This window comes from Meiothermus sp., assembly GCF_025060375.1.
GTDB lineage: Bacteria > Deinococcota > Deinococci > Deinococcales > Thermaceae > Meiothermus.
Map to the genome: position 1 here is coordinate 1 of NZ_JANXCG010000014.1, position 13,459 is coordinate 13,459.

At 64.6% G+C, this 13,459-nt stretch carries 16 protein-coding genes and 1 tRNA gene; 13 read left to right on the forward strand and 4 right to left on the reverse strand.

Going from position 1 to position 13,459, the window contains the following annotated elements; genetic code table 11:
• The first annotated feature begins 55 nt into the window (after positions 1-55).
• From NZ849_RS01735 to NZ849_RS01745, 3 genes are all read left to right on the forward strand, one after another.
• Positions 56-131 (forward strand) — tRNA-Gly (locus tag NZ849_RS01735).
• 299 nt (positions 132-430) lie between these two features.
• Positions 431-1,522: a RuBisCO large subunit C-terminal-like domain-containing protein gene (locus NZ849_RS01740; protein WP_295403380.1), complete on the forward strand. Its 1,092-nt coding sequence runs from the start codon at positions 431-433 to the stop codon at positions 1,520-1,522.
• A 7-nt stretch (positions 1,523-1,529) separates the two neighbouring features.
• A complete protein-coding gene (locus NZ849_RS01745) occupies positions 1,530-1,982 on the forward strand; it encodes a cupin domain-containing protein (RefSeq protein WP_295386232.1) in 453 nt (150 codons plus the stop codon).
• Positions 1,983-1,993: 11 nt separating this feature from the next.
• Here the strand turns inward: NZ849_RS01745 and NZ849_RS01750 are convergent, their stop codons facing one another.
• Positions 1,994-2,725 (reverse strand): tetratricopeptide repeat protein, encoded by a 732-nt coding sequence (locus NZ849_RS01750; protein WP_295386234.1) that lies wholly within the window; start codon positions 2,723-2,725, stop codon positions 1,994-1,996.
• A 249-nt stretch (positions 2,726-2,974) separates the two neighbouring features.
• Between NZ849_RS01750 and NZ849_RS01755 the strand changes: the two genes are divergently transcribed.
• Positions 2,975-4,183 carry an extracellular solute-binding protein gene (locus NZ849_RS01755; RefSeq protein ID WP_295386236.1) on the forward strand — a complete coding sequence of 403 codons (1,209 nt, stop codon included), beginning with the start codon at positions 2,975-2,977 and terminating at the stop codon, positions 4,181-4,183.
• Here NZ849_RS01755 and NZ849_RS01760 read toward each other — a convergent pair.
• Both NZ849_RS01760 and NZ849_RS01765 read right to left on the reverse strand, forming a co-directional pair.
• Entirely contained in the window at positions 4,122-6,629 is a 2,508-nt protein-coding gene (locus NZ849_RS01760) for a cation-transporting P-type ATPase (RefSeq protein WP_295403383.1), read from the reverse strand. The genes NZ849_RS01755 and NZ849_RS01760 overlap by 62 nt on opposite strands.
• Before the next feature lie 113 nt (positions 6,630-6,742).
• Positions 6,743-6,979, reverse strand: a complete 237-nt coding sequence (locus NZ849_RS01765; protein WP_295386242.1) for a hypothetical protein — start codon at positions 6,977-6,979, stop codon at positions 6,743-6,745.
• Between the two features lie 181 nt (positions 6,980-7,160).
• On the opposite strand from NZ849_RS01765, the gene ffh reads away from it, so the two are divergent.
• The 8 genes from ffh to NZ849_RS01805 all read left to right on the forward strand — a co-directional run bounded on the left by ffh (position 7,161) and on the right by NZ849_RS01805 (position 12,192).
• A complete protein-coding gene (gene ffh, locus NZ849_RS01770) occupies positions 7,161-8,456 on the forward strand; it encodes a signal recognition particle protein (protein ID WP_295403386.1) in 1,296 nt (431 codons plus the stop codon).
• 12 nt (positions 8,457-8,468) lie between these two features.
• Positions 8,469-8,711 (forward strand): 30S ribosomal protein S16, encoded by a 243-nt coding sequence (gene rpsP / locus NZ849_RS01775; RefSeq protein ID WP_295386248.1) that lies wholly within the window; start codon positions 8,469-8,471, stop codon positions 8,709-8,711.
• Between the two features lie 65 nt (positions 8,712-8,776).
• A complete protein-coding gene (locus tag NZ849_RS01780) occupies positions 8,777-8,995 on the forward strand; it encodes a KH domain-containing protein (RefSeq protein ID WP_295386251.1) in 219 nt (72 codons plus the stop codon).
• Positions 8,996-9,015: 20 nt separating this feature from the next.
• Positions 9,016-9,513 carry a ribosome maturation factor RimM gene (gene rimM, locus NZ849_RS01785; RefSeq protein WP_295386254.1) on the forward strand — a complete coding sequence of 166 codons (498 nt, stop codon included), beginning with the start codon at positions 9,016-9,018 and terminating at the stop codon, positions 9,511-9,513.
• On the forward strand, positions 9,510-10,226 hold the full coding sequence (trmD, locus tag NZ849_RS01790) for a tRNA (guanosine(37)-N1)-methyltransferase TrmD (RefSeq protein WP_295386258.1): 717 nt from the start codon (positions 9,510-9,512) through the stop codon (positions 10,224-10,226). Before rimM ends, trmD begins: the two co-directional genes overlap by 4 nt.
• 29 nt (positions 10,227-10,255) lie before the next feature.
• Positions 10,256-11,077 (forward strand): pseudouridine synthase, encoded by an 822-nt coding sequence (locus NZ849_RS01795; protein ID WP_295403390.1) that lies wholly within the window; start codon positions 10,256-10,258, stop codon positions 11,075-11,077.
• Positions 10,983-11,507, forward strand: coding sequence for a hypoxanthine phosphoribosyltransferase (gene hpt, locus NZ849_RS01800; RefSeq protein WP_295386304.1), 525 nt, complete (start codon positions 10,983-10,985; stop codon positions 11,505-11,507). Before NZ849_RS01795 ends, hpt begins: the two co-directional genes overlap by 95 nt.
• 7 nt (positions 11,508-11,514) lie before the next feature.
• The gene (locus NZ849_RS01805; protein WP_295386264.1) at positions 11,515-12,192 is read left to right on the forward strand and encodes a queuosine precursor transporter; all 678 of its coding nucleotides are present in this window, start codon (positions 11,515-11,517) and stop codon (positions 12,190-12,192) included.
• Here the strand turns inward: NZ849_RS01805 and NZ849_RS01810 are convergent.
• Complete coding sequence (locus NZ849_RS01810; RefSeq protein WP_119360764.1) at positions 12,189-12,452, reverse strand: hypothetical protein; 264 nt, start codon at positions 12,450-12,452, stop codon at positions 12,189-12,191. The genes NZ849_RS01805 and NZ849_RS01810 overlap by 4 nt on opposite strands.
• A 51-nt stretch (positions 12,453-12,503) precedes the next feature.
• Between NZ849_RS01810 and NZ849_RS01815 the strand changes: the two genes are divergently transcribed.
• Complete coding sequence (locus NZ849_RS01815; RefSeq protein ID WP_295386270.1) at positions 12,504-13,433, forward strand: nucleoside hydrolase; 930 nt, start codon at positions 12,504-12,506, stop codon at positions 13,431-13,433.
• The last annotated feature ends 26 nt before the right edge of the window (positions 13,434-13,459 follow it).

Here is a 13,459-nt window from a genome sequence, read left to right on the forward strand (position 1 = left end):
GTACTGGGCCCGAAGGGGCCTGGGAGAGTAGGGCGGTGCAGAGGTTTTCCCTTTCGCGGGAGTAGCTCAGTTGGTAGAGCACAACCTTGCCAAGGTTGGGGTCGCGGGTTCAAGTCCCGTCTCCCGCTCCAGCAAAACCCCAGGAAAAGGTCTCATCTCTGCTTCAGCCGGTGAATGAACCGTCAACAAGCAGGGTTACCCTGTGATTTTCCGCGAAGGCCTTTTCGGCTTGGCGTCCACTGGTTTTTCCTGCCTGTAGGCCTCTATTGGTGAGCTGTGGCGAGCAGCCAGCTTCGTGGGCGGCCATGTCGCCATAAGGGACAACCGGCTATAAACCACAACAGCTGCAACAACGTGAGTGCAGCAAGCGCTCCGAGCTCTTTTCAAACGCCGCCCCGTAGGAACGGGGTTTTTGTTTAGAATCCTGAGGATGCCCTGGATACGCGCTACCTACCGCATTCGCTCGACCCCTGAGCAGATCGAGGCCCGGGCTCTGGCGCTGGCCGTTGAGCAAAGCCTCGAGACCCCTCCCAGTGCGGTACCTGAGGCTTGGATCCTGGAGGAGGTGCTGGCCAGCGTGGAGGCCATCTGGGAGGAGAGCCGAGGGAACTACCGGGTGGTCCTTCGGATGAATGCGGAAAACAGCGGCTTTGAGGTGGCCGGGCTGCTCAACGCGCTATTTGGCAACTGCTCCTTACAGGAAGATGTGGAGCTTCTGGAAGCAGAACTCCCCCCGGAGCTAATTGAGGTTTTCCCGGGCCCCCGCCTGGGCATTCTCGGGCTGCGCCGCCTCACCGGGGTCTACGGCCGCCCCCTCACCTGCACCGCCCTCAAACCCCAGGGCCTCTCCCCTAACCAGCTCGCCGCGCTGGCCCACACCTTTGCCCTGGGTGGGATTGACATCGTCAAGGACGACCACAACCTAGGCCAGCAGCGCTATGCCCCCTTTGCTGCACGGGTGCCCCTAATCCAGCGGGCCATCCAAAGGGCCAACGCCGAGACCGGGAGGAATACCCTGTATGCCCCTATGCTGCTGGGGGGGCCTAAGGGATTGGCCCAGTCCCTTCGGATTGTCCGCGAAGAGGGCGTCCAGGTGGTGATGGTAGCCCCAATGGTTCTGGGGCTCCCAGCCTTCTATGAGCTTGCGCAGGAACTGGACGTGGCCCTGTTGGCCCATCCGGCTTTTGCCGGCACCCGCATGGCCCCTCCTCTTCTGCTGGGCCGGTTTTTCCGACTGTTGGGGGCCGATGCCTGCATCTTCCCCCACTACGGGGGCCGCTTCGCCTACAGCGAGGCCACCTGCGCCCAAATCGCCCAAAACCTCACCCAGCCCTGGGGTGTCCTCCAACCCACCCTGCCGGTTCCCGCTGGGGGCATGCGGGTGGAGCGCACTGAGGAAATCGTGAGGTTTTACGGTCCAGACTGCATGCTGCTCATTGGCGGCGACCTCCTGAGCACAGGGGACGTCCTGGAGCGGACCCGGGCGTTTGTCCGCAAAGTGGCCTGTTGCGGCGTAGAATAACCGGGCGATGAGGGCTCGAGCCAAGACCAAGCGGGCAGCCCAAGGATACACCTGGGAGGATGTGGAGGTGCTGGCCTACAAGGCCGAGGGAACGGCCGCTTTCCGGGGGGTCACCCGGCAGGTGCTCTTCCGGGATCCCCAACTAGCCGCAGAGTGGCGCTATTTTGAGGTAGAACCTGGCGGGCACACCACCCTGGAGCGCCACCAGCACGTCCACGCCGTGATGGTCATCCGGGGCCGGGGGGCTTGCTTGGTGGGTGAGGAAGTGCACCCCATTGGGCTTTTTGACCTAATCACAGTACCCCCCTTTACCTGGCATCAGTTCCGCGCGGCTGAAGACGAGCCACTGGGCTTTTTGTGCTTGGTCAACGCCCAGCGCGACCGGCCCAAACTGCCCAGCCCAGAAGAGCTGGACGAGCTGCGGAAGAACCCTCAGGTAGCCGATTTCATCCGTGTCTGAGCCCAAGCCTATCAGGGCGAACGCCCCAGCCACCAGTACAGGAGCACCCCTACCCCCAACCAAAGCCACCAGCGCCGGGTCCAGCCCCCCAGCCAAGGCCGCCTTTCAGGCAGGCCCACCGATCCGGGAACCGGCGGACGGGGCGGGCGGGTTGGAGGCTGCATCTGCAGGCGCTGCCCACGCTTGAGGTGGTAGACCGCCTTGTCGAACTGCCCCTTCTTCCGGTAAGCCGCCCCTAGGTTGTGGTGGGCCAGCGGGTAGTCGGGATGCTGCTTGAGCACCTCCTGGTAGAGGGCGATGGCCCTATCTGTCTCGCCGGCCTCAAGAGCCAGGTTGGCCAGGTTGGTCTTGGCCCGAAAGTGGCCGGGGTCCCGCTGGAGGGCCTCCTCAAAAGCCCGATGGGCCTCCTCCCGCCGCCCGGTCCGAACCCAAATGAGCCCCAGGGTGGTCCAGGCCTCGGCGCCCAGGTGGGGGTCTTCCGTGTAGGGGCGGATGCGCGCCTCTTGCTCGGCCTCAAACGCCTCGAGGGCCTCCTCCACCCGGGCTGGGTCAAGGTAGGCTCCGAGGAGGTCAGCCTCCTGGCGCAAAACCCTCCGGGCCTCCCTATACTCCTTGAGCCGAAGCCAGTCGCGCAGCTCTAAGAGGGCTGCAAGCCCGTCTGCATCCCCCTCCTCCCCCAACAACAAGCGCCTACGGGCCTCATCGTAGTGGCCTGAGCGGATCAGCTCCCCCAAACCCTCCATCCCCCCAAGCCTAACCCACAGACCACCGGGCGAAAAGGGTGGGTGAGATGCCGGCACCACGGCAGGCCCGACTCGAGCCCCTATAAAGGGGCCCTGGCGGAGACGGAAAGTGGCGCAGACGCGTCTTGGCCAGCGACCCCAAACGCATTCCAAAGAACAGCACAGAGCGGTGCCTGAAGAACAGGGGCAGCCCCATGCCGCTTCAGCCCTGTTCAGCCTAACCTCAGAAAAAAAGCCTAGACTCTGCTCGTGAAGAGGACGTGGCTGTGCCTGTTCTGGGCAGGCCTGTGGTTGGGCCCGGCCCTCGCCCAACGGCCGGTGGAGATCACCTTCTGGCACACCCTGGACCCCCCGGGACGGGAAGCCTTGGAGAGGATCGTAGCCGAGTTCAACAGCCGGCAACGCGACTACTGGGTCGCAACGCAGTACGTGGGCGATCTGCGGGAAGGGGCGCTCAAGCTGACCTCGGCCCTAAGGGCAGGCAACGCTCCGCAGCTCTACTACGGCGAGGTCTCCTTCGTGGGGCGGGCCGTCCAGGAAAACCTGGCCCTCCCCCTGGACGAGCACCTGGGGGCCTTACCAGGCGACTTCTACCCCGGGCTGCTGGAGACCGGCCGCTTCCGCGGGCGTACCTACGCCCTGCCCGTGGAGCTGCACCTGCCGGTGCTCTTCTACAACGCCGACCAGTTTGCCTCCCGCCGCCTTGCCCCTCCCCAGAGTTGGGAGGCCTTGGCCAACGCAGCCCAACAGCTCACCACCCGCTCGGCCAAAGGGCTTGTTGTGGTGAGCGACGTCTACAGCTTCAACGCGGTGGTGATGGGCCGGGGCGGGCAGCTGGTGCGCGAGGGACGGCCCAACTTCACCGACCCCAAGGTGGTGGAAAGCCTGGAGTACCTGCAGAGCCTGGTGCGAGGGGGTAGCGCGGTAAGCCGCAACATCGCTGAAGCCCCTTTTGCCATGGTGGACTTTGTGCGCACCAAAGTCTTCATGGGCATCGCCCCCATCACCCTCTGGCCTGTCCTGGAAAAACGCACCCCCATCCCCTTTCGCCTGGGCGTGGCCCCCATACCCCGCACGCCAGACGGCCGGCTTCCCCTGGCCGGCGGTAACCTAATGGTGCTGCGCGGGGCCAGCGAGGCCCAGACCAAGGGCGCAGTGGCCCTTTGGCGCTACTGGATGGAGCCCAGCGTCCTGGCGGAGTGGGTCAAGGCCACCTACTGCCTACCCCTGCGCCGATCAGCTCAGCCCCTGCTCGAGGCCTTCTACCGCGAAGACCCCCGCCGCCGGGTGGTCTTGAGCGGGCTCGAGCAGGCCCAGACCTGGGCCCAAGACCCCGAAGTAACCCTCTGGTACGGGTTTTTGGAGGAGGCCCTGGAGCGGGTCCTGAAGAGCAACGCTAGCCCCCGCCAGGCCCTGGAGGAGGCCCAGCGCAAGGCCCTAGCGGTAGAACGACGCTAGGCCCGCGGTACCTGCGGGCGGTCCAGGCAGCCACTCCCCAGGTCAGAAGGATGCTCAGGAACACCCAGCCCAGCTCCTCTGGTCCCAAAGGCGCTAGCCCCAGCAACAACCGGCCCTGAGGAAGGGCAAAAACCAAGCCCACCAGGGTTACCCCAGCCCCAACGCTCAGGTTGAGCCAGGGGTTGGGGGCGGGCAGAAGGCGAAGGCTGCGGGCAGGGTAGGCGAAGACGAGCTGGGCCAGCGACTCGTAAAGGAAAAGCGCGCTCCGTGTCACCTCGAGGCTGGCCCCCCGAAGGGGGAGCAAAACCAACAACACCACACCCAGCAGGGCCTTGAACAGCCCCGTAAGCAAGATGAACCCAAGCGAAGGGGCGTCCAGCAAAGGCTCCCTCGGGTCGCGGGGCTTCTGGTGCATCACCCCCGGATTGCGGTCCACCCCTAAAGCCAAGGCTGGCGGACCATCGGCGAGGATGTTGATCCACAAAAGCTGCGCCGCCGTGAGGGGTAGGAAAAAGGCTCCCCCGGGCTCACGCAGCTCCAAAAGCAGGGCCACCACCAAACCCAACACCACCAGGAGCACCAAAGCGACGTTGGTGGAGAAGAGAAAGCGAATGAACTTCTGGATATTCTCGTAGATGTTGCGCCCCTCTTCAATGGCCGCCACGATGGTGGCAAAGTTGTCGTCCAGCAAGACCAGGTCGGCCACCTCCCGGCTCACCTCGGAGCCCCGCTGCCCCATCGCTACCCCCACATCGGCCCGCTTTAGGGCCGGGGCGTCGTTGACCCCATCGCCGGTCATCGCCACGATCTCCCCCCGCGCTTTGAGCAGCTCCACCAGGCGCAGCTTGTGCTCCGGGCGCACCCGAGCAAATACGCTGACCTCCTCCAAGGCCTGCTCCAGAGCCTTGGGAGTGAGCGCCTCAAGGTCTTCCCCGGTAAGCACCCGGTCGCCTGGAATCCCCACCTGGCGCGCAACGGCCAAGGCGGTGGCCGGGTGGTCGCCGGTGACCATGAGCACCCGGATGCCCGCTGCCTGGGCTGCCCGGATAGCCGCGGGAACCTCTGGCCGGGGCGGGTCCCAAAACAGGACCAACCCCGCAAAGTTCAGCCCCTCCTCCCTCTCCCCCTCCCCCCAGGCCAGCCCCAGCACCCGGTACCCCTCGGCGGCGTAGGCCAAGGCCTTCTCCTGCCAGGAGCGAAGCTCCGCTGGGCCGAGCCGGCAACGCGCCAGCACCTCCTCCGGAGCCCCTTTGAGGTAGCTCACCGGGCGTCCGCCCTCCAGAACACTCACCCGCATAAACCGATACCGGCTGTCAAAGGGCCGCTCCGAAAGGCGGGGCAGGCTAGCCCGGAGCGCATCGGGGTCAACCCCCTGAGCGCGCGCGTACCCTAAAAGCGCCAGCTCCAGCGGGTCGCCGGCCTGGTGCTCGGCGTCGTTGGCCAGAGCGCAGACGCGGCAGGCAATGGCCAGATCAGGGGCGTCTATGGCCCGCACCTCCATCCGGTTCTCGGTCAGGGTACCCGTCTTGTCCGTGGCGATGACCGTGACCGAACCCAGGGCCTCCACCGCCGAAAGCCTGCGCACCACCGCCTTGCGGGAGGCCATTCGCTCCACCCCCAAGGAGAGGGTCATGGTGATTACGGCTGGAAGCCCCTCTGGCACAGCAGCCACCGCTAAGGCAACCGCAAAGAGCAGGACCTCGTCCAGCCGGTGCCAGCCCTCGAGGACCACCCCACCCAGAGCAACCAGGAAGGCCACCCCCAGCACCACCCGAGCAACCTGGTGGCCGAAGCGGCGCAAGCGCCGCTCCAAAGGGGTGGGCTCGGCTTCTACCTCGCCCAGCATCACTGCCAAGCGGCCCAAGGCACTCTCCTTCCCCGTGCGCTCTACCCGAGCGTAGGCCTTACCCCGCACCAGCAGGCTTCCGGCGTAAAGCTCGTCCCCAGGCCACTTCTCCACCGGAAGGCTTTCCCCGGTGAGCACCGCCTCGTCCACCGCCGGGTTTCCCTCCAAAACCACCGCGTCCGCAGGCACCCGCTCGCCCGCCTCGAGCCGCACCACATCCCCTGGCACCAGAAAATCAGCGTATATCTGCTGCCAACGTCCATCCCGCCTTACCCAGACCATGGGGGCGGCAAGCTGCTTGAGCCTGCGGAGCGCTGACTCAGACCTACCCTCCTGCCAAACCCCAAGCCCCGCATTGAGCAGGAGAATGAGGCCAATGGCCACCGACTCAATCGGCACATCCCGGCGACCCTCGAGCCCCCAGATGACCAGGTCCACCAGCAGGGCGAAGAGTAGAATGTAGATAAGCGGGCTTCTGAACTGCCGCACCAGCCGGCCAAGCAGGCCCTCCGGGGGCTTCTCGGGCAGCCGGTTGGGACCATACTCACGCAGAAGGCGCTCTGCCTCCGCATGGCTGAGGCCGGAAAGCCGGGTGTCCATGGTTCAAAGCTTAGCCCCCAGACCCAGGGCAAATGCCCTGAAGCCGCAGCGGCTCCCGGCCAAGGGTGGTCAGCCGGGCCCCAACCAGGGTAAGCGGGCCTCTCCCGCAGGGGCTAGCGCTGGGAGAAGCGCAAAACCAAGAGCATCCCCAGGCTCTGGAGGAGGGGAAACGACATCAGCGTAAGGGCCCCTGGCCACAGGGCGAAAAGCCCCACCGGCACCACGGTCGCAACCACCCCAACCCACATCAGCTCTGTCCGGCCCCGCTCCCGCAGAAGCCTGTATAGCACGAAGTTGTTGAGCAGGGAAAACAAGATCAGCAAAATCCAGGCCAGCACAAAGGTACTCATCCCCCTATTCTACGCTAGCCCCAAACCCAGGGCCCCTCAGCCTATCACAGATAGATTGCGATCTTTTGATATTGACATGCGCAAGCCTTTGCTGCTACCCTGGCGGACGGCCCTGAGAAAGCGGGCCAAAAATCGCAAAAGTACCTTTAGTGGTTTCTTGGGCACCTGGAGCGGATGAACGATGTTTGAAACCCTTTCCCAGCGCCTCCGCGCGGCGGTAGACCGGCTGCGCGGCCGCGGCCGGATCAGCGAGGAGGACCTCAGGTCCACCCTGCGCGAAATTCGCGTGGCCCTGCTGGAGGCCGACGTGAACTTTGAGGTGGCCAAGGGCTTCGTACAGCGGGTGCAGGAAAAGGCCCTGGGGAAGGCGGTACTGGAAAGCCTAACCCCTGCTGAGCAAATCCTGACCGTGGTCTACGAAGAGCTGGTGGAGATGCTGGGGGGCAAGGCCAGGCAACCGGTGCTCAAAAGCGAGGGCAACCTGTGGTTCATGGTGGGCCTGCAGGGCTCAGGGAAAACCACCACCAGCGGCAAGCTGGCCCTGTTTTACAAATCCAAGGGGCGGCGCCCTCTCCTGGTGGCGGCGGATACCCAACGCCCCGCAGCCCGCGAGCAACTGCGCATCCTGGGCGAGAAGATCGGCGTACCGGTGCTGGAGGTGGCCGATGGTGAGCCTCCCGAGACCACCCGGGCCCGGCTCCAACAGCACCTTACCTTTGACTACCGCGACCTGGTCATCGTGGATACCGCCGGGCGGCTGCAGATAGACGAGGCCCTGATGGACGAGCTGTTCCGGCTCAAGGCGGTGCTGGGGCCCTCAGAGACCCTCCTGGTGGTGGACGCCATGACCGGTCAGGAGGCCCTCAGCGTTGCCCGGGCCTTCGAGGATCGGATCGGGGTTACGGGCCTGGTGCTCACCAAGCTAGACGGGGACGCGCGAGGAGGGGCGGCGCTCTCGGCCCGCTATGTGACCCAAAAGCCCATCTACTTCGCAGGGGTCTCGGAGAAGCTCGAGGGTCTGGAGCCCTTCCACCCCGACCGGCTAGCCCAGCGCATCCTGGGCCTAGGGGACATCCAAACCCTTTTGGAGCGGGTCAAGCAGGCCGAGCTTGAAGCACCCCAGAAAGACCCTAAGGACATCACCCTTGAAGACCTCATCGTCCAAATGCGCCAGATGCGCAGAATGGGGAGCTTCAGCGAAATTCTGGGAATGATCCCAGGCCTCTCGCGGATGCTGCCCCCAGGCTTCACGGTGGACGAAAAGCAGCTGCGTCGGATGGAGGCTATCGTGCTCTCCATGACCCCCAAGGAGAGGCGTGATCCCCGGATTTTGAACGCCTCGAGGCGTCGGCGCATCGCCGCCGGTTCGGGCACCAGTGTCCAGGAGGTCAACCGCCTCATCAAAACCTTCGAGGACACCAAACAGCTTCTCAAAACCCTGGCCAAACAGCGAGGCCGAGGGCTTTTTAGGAGATAAGGAGGAAGAACCATGACCAAGATTCGTCTGGCTCGTTTTGGCTCTAGGGGCAACCCGCACTACCGCATCGTGGTGATGGACAGCCGCACCAAGCGCGATGGCGGCTACATCGAGCGTTTGGGCTACTATGACCCCCGCAAAACCACCAAGGACTGGCTCAAGATTGACCTGGAGCGGGTCAACTACTGGCTCTCGGTAGGCGCTCAACCCACCGACACGGTCAAGCGGCTCATCAAGCTAGCCAGCAACCAGTAGCCAGGGCCAGGGGCCGAGGGCAGCAGGGCTTTCGGCTTTTCCCCTCTGGCTTTAGCATTTTTCCTATGAAAGACCTGGTGGAGTACCTGGTCAAGGCCGTGGTAGACCACCCCGGCTCGGTACGGGTGGACGAGCGGCGGGGAAAGGAGGGCTGGGTCTACTACATCGAGACCCACCCTCAGGACAAAGGGCGCGTCATCGGGCGGCAGGGTCGGGTTATCGAGGCCATCCGCGTTGTGGTGCGCTCCTTTGCCAAGGGACGGGTGAACGTAGAGGTGCGCTAGGAGGCCCTGCAGAAGGAGGTATGGAAACCCCTAGGCGGGTGGAAATCGGCCGGCTGGGTAAGACCTACGGCCTGGAGGGAGCCCTTAAGTTCCGAGGCGAGCCGGTGGTCCTCGAGCTGCGGAGGGTTTACCTGGAAGGGTTGGGCTACCGGGCTATCCGGGAGGCCCGAACGCTCAACCGGGAAATCGTCCTCTACCTGGCCGGTGTGGGGAGCCTCGAGGCCGCCCAGGCTCTGGTGGGCCTCCGGGTCTACGCCGATGTCAGCGAACTGCCCAAGCTGGAAGAGGGCACCTACTACTACTTCGAGCTGGTGGGCCAGCCGGTCTACGTGGACGGGCAGCCCTTCGGCGAGGTAGTGGACATCCAAGAAGGCCCCCAGGACCTGCTGGTGATACGGGCCAGGGGCCGCTCGCTGAGGGCACAGCACAAAACCTACCTGGTCCCCCTGCAGGCTCCTTACGTCCGCCTTGAACCCGAGGGCATCCATATAGAGGCCATCCCGGGTCTTCTTGAATGAAGTACACCATCCTGACCCTTTTCCCAGAACTCATAAGGCCCTGGACGCAGGAGTCCATCCTGAAGAAGGCCATCCAGAAAGGCCTCATTGGGGTAGACATCCGGGACATCCGAGACTACGCCCAAAACAAGCACAAAACCGTGGACGACACCCCCTACGGCGGTGGGGCAGGAATGGTGATGCGGGTAGACGTGGTGGTGCGGGCTATTGAGGACGCAGGACCTGCCGACGAGGTCATCCTCCTCACCCCTGCTGGAGTCCCCTTTCAGCAGCGCCTGGCCGAGGAGCTAGCCCAAAAGGAGCACCTGGTGCTGGTCTGCGGCCGCTACGAGGGTATCGACGCACGGGTGGAGCAGTTCGTGACCCAGGAGGTCTCCATCGGCGACTACGTGCTGATGGGTGGCGAGCTGGGAGCGCTGGTCATCTTGGAGGCCACCGCCCGGCTCGTTCCTGGGGTCATCAAGGAGGAGGAAAGCCATCGGCAGGACTCCTTCTCCAGCGGCCTCCTGGACTACCCCCACTATACCCGGCCGCCGGAGTTCCGCGGGCTCAGGGTACCCGAGGTCCTGGTCTCTGGGCACCACGGAAAAATCGCCGAGTGGCGGAGAAGGCAGGCGCTCTGGCGCACCCTCAAGCGGCGCCCTGACCTTCTGCAAAGGGCCGAGCTTTCCGAGGAGGAAAAGGCCTGGCTGGAAGCCCAAGCCCTTTCCTAGGGCAGCCCCACCGGTTTAGCATGGGTCCTATGCGCCTGCAGCAGTTCCTGGCCCGTGCGGGGGTTGCCAGCCGCCGTAAGGCCGAGGCGCTTATCCGGGCCGGGCGGATCACGGTCAACGACGAGGTGGCCGAGCTAGGCCGGGTAGTGCAACCCGGCGACGTGGTGCGGCTGGACGGGGAGCGGGTAACCCCTCCCCAAAGAACCGTGGTCATCGCCCTGCATAAGCCCAGGGGCTACACCACCACCCACGAGGACCCCCACGCTGAAAAGCGGGTCTACGACCTGGTGCCCCCGCACCCCGGACTGCATGCCGTAGGACGGCTGGACAAGGAGACCGAGGGGCTGCTGCTTCTCACCAACGATGGGGAGCTCACCCAGCTTCTCACCCACCCCCGCAACGGGGTGCCCAAGCTCTACCGGGCCTGGTGCAAAAACGGGCGGCTCAGCCCGGAGGCCTGCCGCAGGCTCGAGCAGGGGGTGCTGCTGGAGGACGGCCCGGCCAAGGCCATTCGGGCCATCCCGGCCCGGGGCGGGGTCAAGTTGGTGCTCGCCGAGGGCCGCAAGCGCGAGGTGCGGCGGATGTTGCGTCAGGTGGGCTACCCGGTGGAGCGGCTGGTGCGGCTGGCAGTGGGGCCCATCGGGCTGGGCCGGCTCGAGGCCGGCAAGTGGCGCTACCTGAGCCCGGCCGAAATCCAGCTCCTGCGCCAAAGCGCTCATATGCGCGCGGAGCTTAGCGTAGAATCAGTGCGTGAGCGTGTTCCGAAGCGGAGCGGGAAAGGTGCAAATCAGCCAAGAGCAGATCGCCGCGCGCATCCAGGCGCTGGGCCAGGAGATAAAGCGGGACTATGAGGGCCAGGAGCCCCACCTGGTCTGCGTGCTCAACGGAGCCTTTATCTTCATGGCCGACCTGGTGCGGGCCATAGACCTGCCCCTTACCCTAGACTTCCTGGCGGTCTCCTCCTACGGCAACGCTGAGAGAACCAGCGGCGAGGTGGAGCTCATCAAAGACCTGCGGCTGCCCATCGCAGGCCGTCAGGTCATCATCGTGGAGGACATCGTAGACACCGGCATTACCCTCAACTACCTGCTGCGGCTGCTGGAAGCCCGACAGCCCGCCTCCTTGAGGGTAGCCGCGTTGCTCTCCAAACCCAGCCGCCGCCAGATTGAGGTGCCCATCCACTACCTGGGCTTTGAGATTGAGGACGCCTTCGTCTACGGGTACGGCCTGGACCGGGCCCAGCGGGACCGGAACCTTCCCTTCATCACCTCCCAAGCCTGAACCTAAAATGAAAAGCTACCGCTACCTTGACCTCATTACCGCTGCGTTCGTGGTGGTCCTCATCGTCTCCAACATCGCCTCAACCAAGGTGGTGCAGGTAGGCCCCTTCACCTTTGACGGGGGCACCCTGCTCTTCCCGCTGGCCTACATCTTCGGCGACCTACTCACCGAGGTCTACGGGTATGGAAGGAGCCGCCGGGTCATCTGGACTGGCTTTTTCCTGCTCCTCCTCTCCACCCTGACCCTGGGCCTGGTCAGCGCCCTGCCGGCTCCCCCCGACGAGTTCAGCCAAAGCTCGGCAGCCTCCTTCAACGCCCTTTTGGGCCTGGTGCCCCGCATTGCCCTAGCCAGCCTGCTGGCCTACTGGGTGGGCGAGTTCGCCAACAGCTACGTCCTGGCCCGGCTCAAGGTGGCCACCCAGGGTCGCTGGCTGGCCTTGCGCACCATCAGCTCAACCCTGGTCGGACAGGGGCTGGACACCGCCATATTTCTACTGGTGGCCTTCTACGGGGTCTGGGACAATGCGCTTCTTTGGACGGTGTTCGTCTCCAACTACATCTTCAAAGTGGGCCTGGAGGTCCTCTTCACCCCCATCACCTATGCGGTGGTGGGCTTCCTCAAGCGGTCCGAAAACGAGGACTACTACGACCGCAACACCCGTTTCAACCCCTTCTCCTTGGGCTAGAAGCGGCGAATTTTCATGCTCTGCACCTGACCGCTCTCAGCGTTGATGCGAAAAACCTTGTACTCACGGGTGCGGGCCGCATCGCCCAGACTCAGGTATGCGGTGGGCTCTCGCACCACGAAGGACAGCGTCACCTCCCAAAACTGCCCATCGGCGCTGAGTTCAACCTCTTCGAGCCGCAGCTCTGGAAGCTGCTTGTCCCCATAGAGGCTTTGGATGTAGTCCATCGCAATCCGGACCGCTTCCCTGACCTCGAGCATACCCCAGTTTATCGCGGCGGAGGCCTCCGGAAATCTGATAGTCTGTTGCCCGTGCCGCAGAAAATCATCCTCGACTGCGACCCTGGGCACGACGACGCCATCGCCCTGATGCTGGCCCTGGCCAGCCCGGAGCTGGAGGTGCTGGGGATTACCACCGTCTACGGCAACGTGCCGCTGGAACGCACCACCCACAATGCCCTGGTGGTGCTCGAGGTGCTGGGAAAGCGGGTGCCCGTATACCCCGGGGCCGAGCGGCCCTTGGTGCGCGATCGCATCAGCGCAGAAGAGGTCCACGGCACATCGGGATTGGCGGGCCCTCTCCTGCCCACCCCCAGCCAGCGACCCGAGGCCCTGCACGCCGCGCTGTTCATCGTTGAACAGGTAGAGCAGCACCCCGGCGAGGTCACCCTGGTGCCGGTGGGTCCCCTGACCAACCTGGCCCTGGCCCTTCGGCTCAAACCCCAGATTGCGCCCAAGATTCGCCAGATCGTGCTGATGGGCGGCTCAGTCGACCTGGGCAACTGGACGCCGAGCGCCGAGTTCAACATTCTGGCTGACCCCCATGCAGCCCGCATTGTCTTTGAGTCGGGGGTTCCACTGACCATGATGGGGCTCAACCTGACCCACCAGGCCATAGCCCACCCCCACTGGGTGGCCCGCTTCCAGGGGCTAGGCAACCGAGCAGGCGCTTTTGCCGCCGATCTGCTGGCCTTCTTCCGCGAGCACCATCAAAAGCGCTACGGCTGGGATGGAGCCCCTATCCACGACGCCTGCACCGTAGCCTACTTGGTGCGTCCCGGGCTCTTCCAGACCAAGCGGCTGCACGTGGCGGTGGAGACCAACGAGGGGCTCTCTTTTGGTCGGACGGTCTGCGATTACTGGGGGGTAACCGGGAAGACCCCCAACTGCCAGGTGGGACTACGGATCGACCCTGAGGGCTTTTTTGAGCTGCTGCTGGAGCGCATTGGGAGCTATCCGTAAACACCCCTCATCCGCCCGACGTACCA

Excerpts from the sequence above, each read along its gene's own strand:
- NZ849_RS01740 (WP_295403380.1), top strand. The coding sequence starts at position 431 with ATGCCCTGGATACGCGCTACCTACCGCATTCGCTCGACCCCTGAGCAG.
- NZ849_RS01745 (WP_295386232.1), top strand. The coding sequence starts at position 1,530 with ATGAGGGCTCGAGCCAAGACCAAGCGGGCAGCCCAAGGATACACCTGG.
- NZ849_RS01750 (WP_295386234.1), bottom strand. The coding sequence starts at position 2,725 with ATGGAGGGTTTGGGGGAGCTGATCCGCTCAGGCCACTACGATGAGGCC.
- NZ849_RS01760 (WP_295403383.1), bottom strand. The coding sequence starts at position 6,629 with ATGGACACCCGGCTTTCCGGCCTCAGCCATGCGGAGGCAGAGCGCCTT.
- NZ849_RS01765 (WP_295386242.1), bottom strand. The coding sequence starts at position 6,979 with ATGAGTACCTTTGTGCTGGCCTGGATTTTGCTGATCTTGTTTTCCCTG.
- ffh (WP_295403386.1), top strand. The coding sequence starts at position 7,161 with ATGTTTGAAACCCTTTCCCAGCGCCTCCGCGCGGCGGTAGACCGGCTG.
- rpsP (WP_295386248.1), top strand. The coding sequence starts at position 8,469 with ATGACCAAGATTCGTCTGGCTCGTTTTGGCTCTAGGGGCAACCCGCAC.
- NZ849_RS01780 (WP_295386251.1), top strand. The coding sequence starts at position 8,777 with ATGAAAGACCTGGTGGAGTACCTGGTCAAGGCCGTGGTAGACCACCCC.
- rimM (WP_295386254.1), top strand. The coding sequence starts at position 9,016 with ATGGAAACCCCTAGGCGGGTGGAAATCGGCCGGCTGGGTAAGACCTAC.
- trmD (WP_295386258.1), top strand. The coding sequence starts at position 9,510 with ATGAAGTACACCATCCTGACCCTTTTCCCAGAACTCATAAGGCCCTGG.
- NZ849_RS01795 (WP_295403390.1), top strand. The coding sequence starts at position 10,256 with ATGCGCCTGCAGCAGTTCCTGGCCCGTGCGGGGGTTGCCAGCCGCCGT.
- NZ849_RS01805 (WP_295386264.1), top strand. The coding sequence starts at position 11,515 with ATGAAAAGCTACCGCTACCTTGACCTCATTACCGCTGCGTTCGTGGTG.
- NZ849_RS01810 (WP_119360764.1), bottom strand. The coding sequence starts at position 12,452 with ATGCTCGAGGTCAGGGAAGCGGTCCGGATTGCGATGGACTACATCCAA.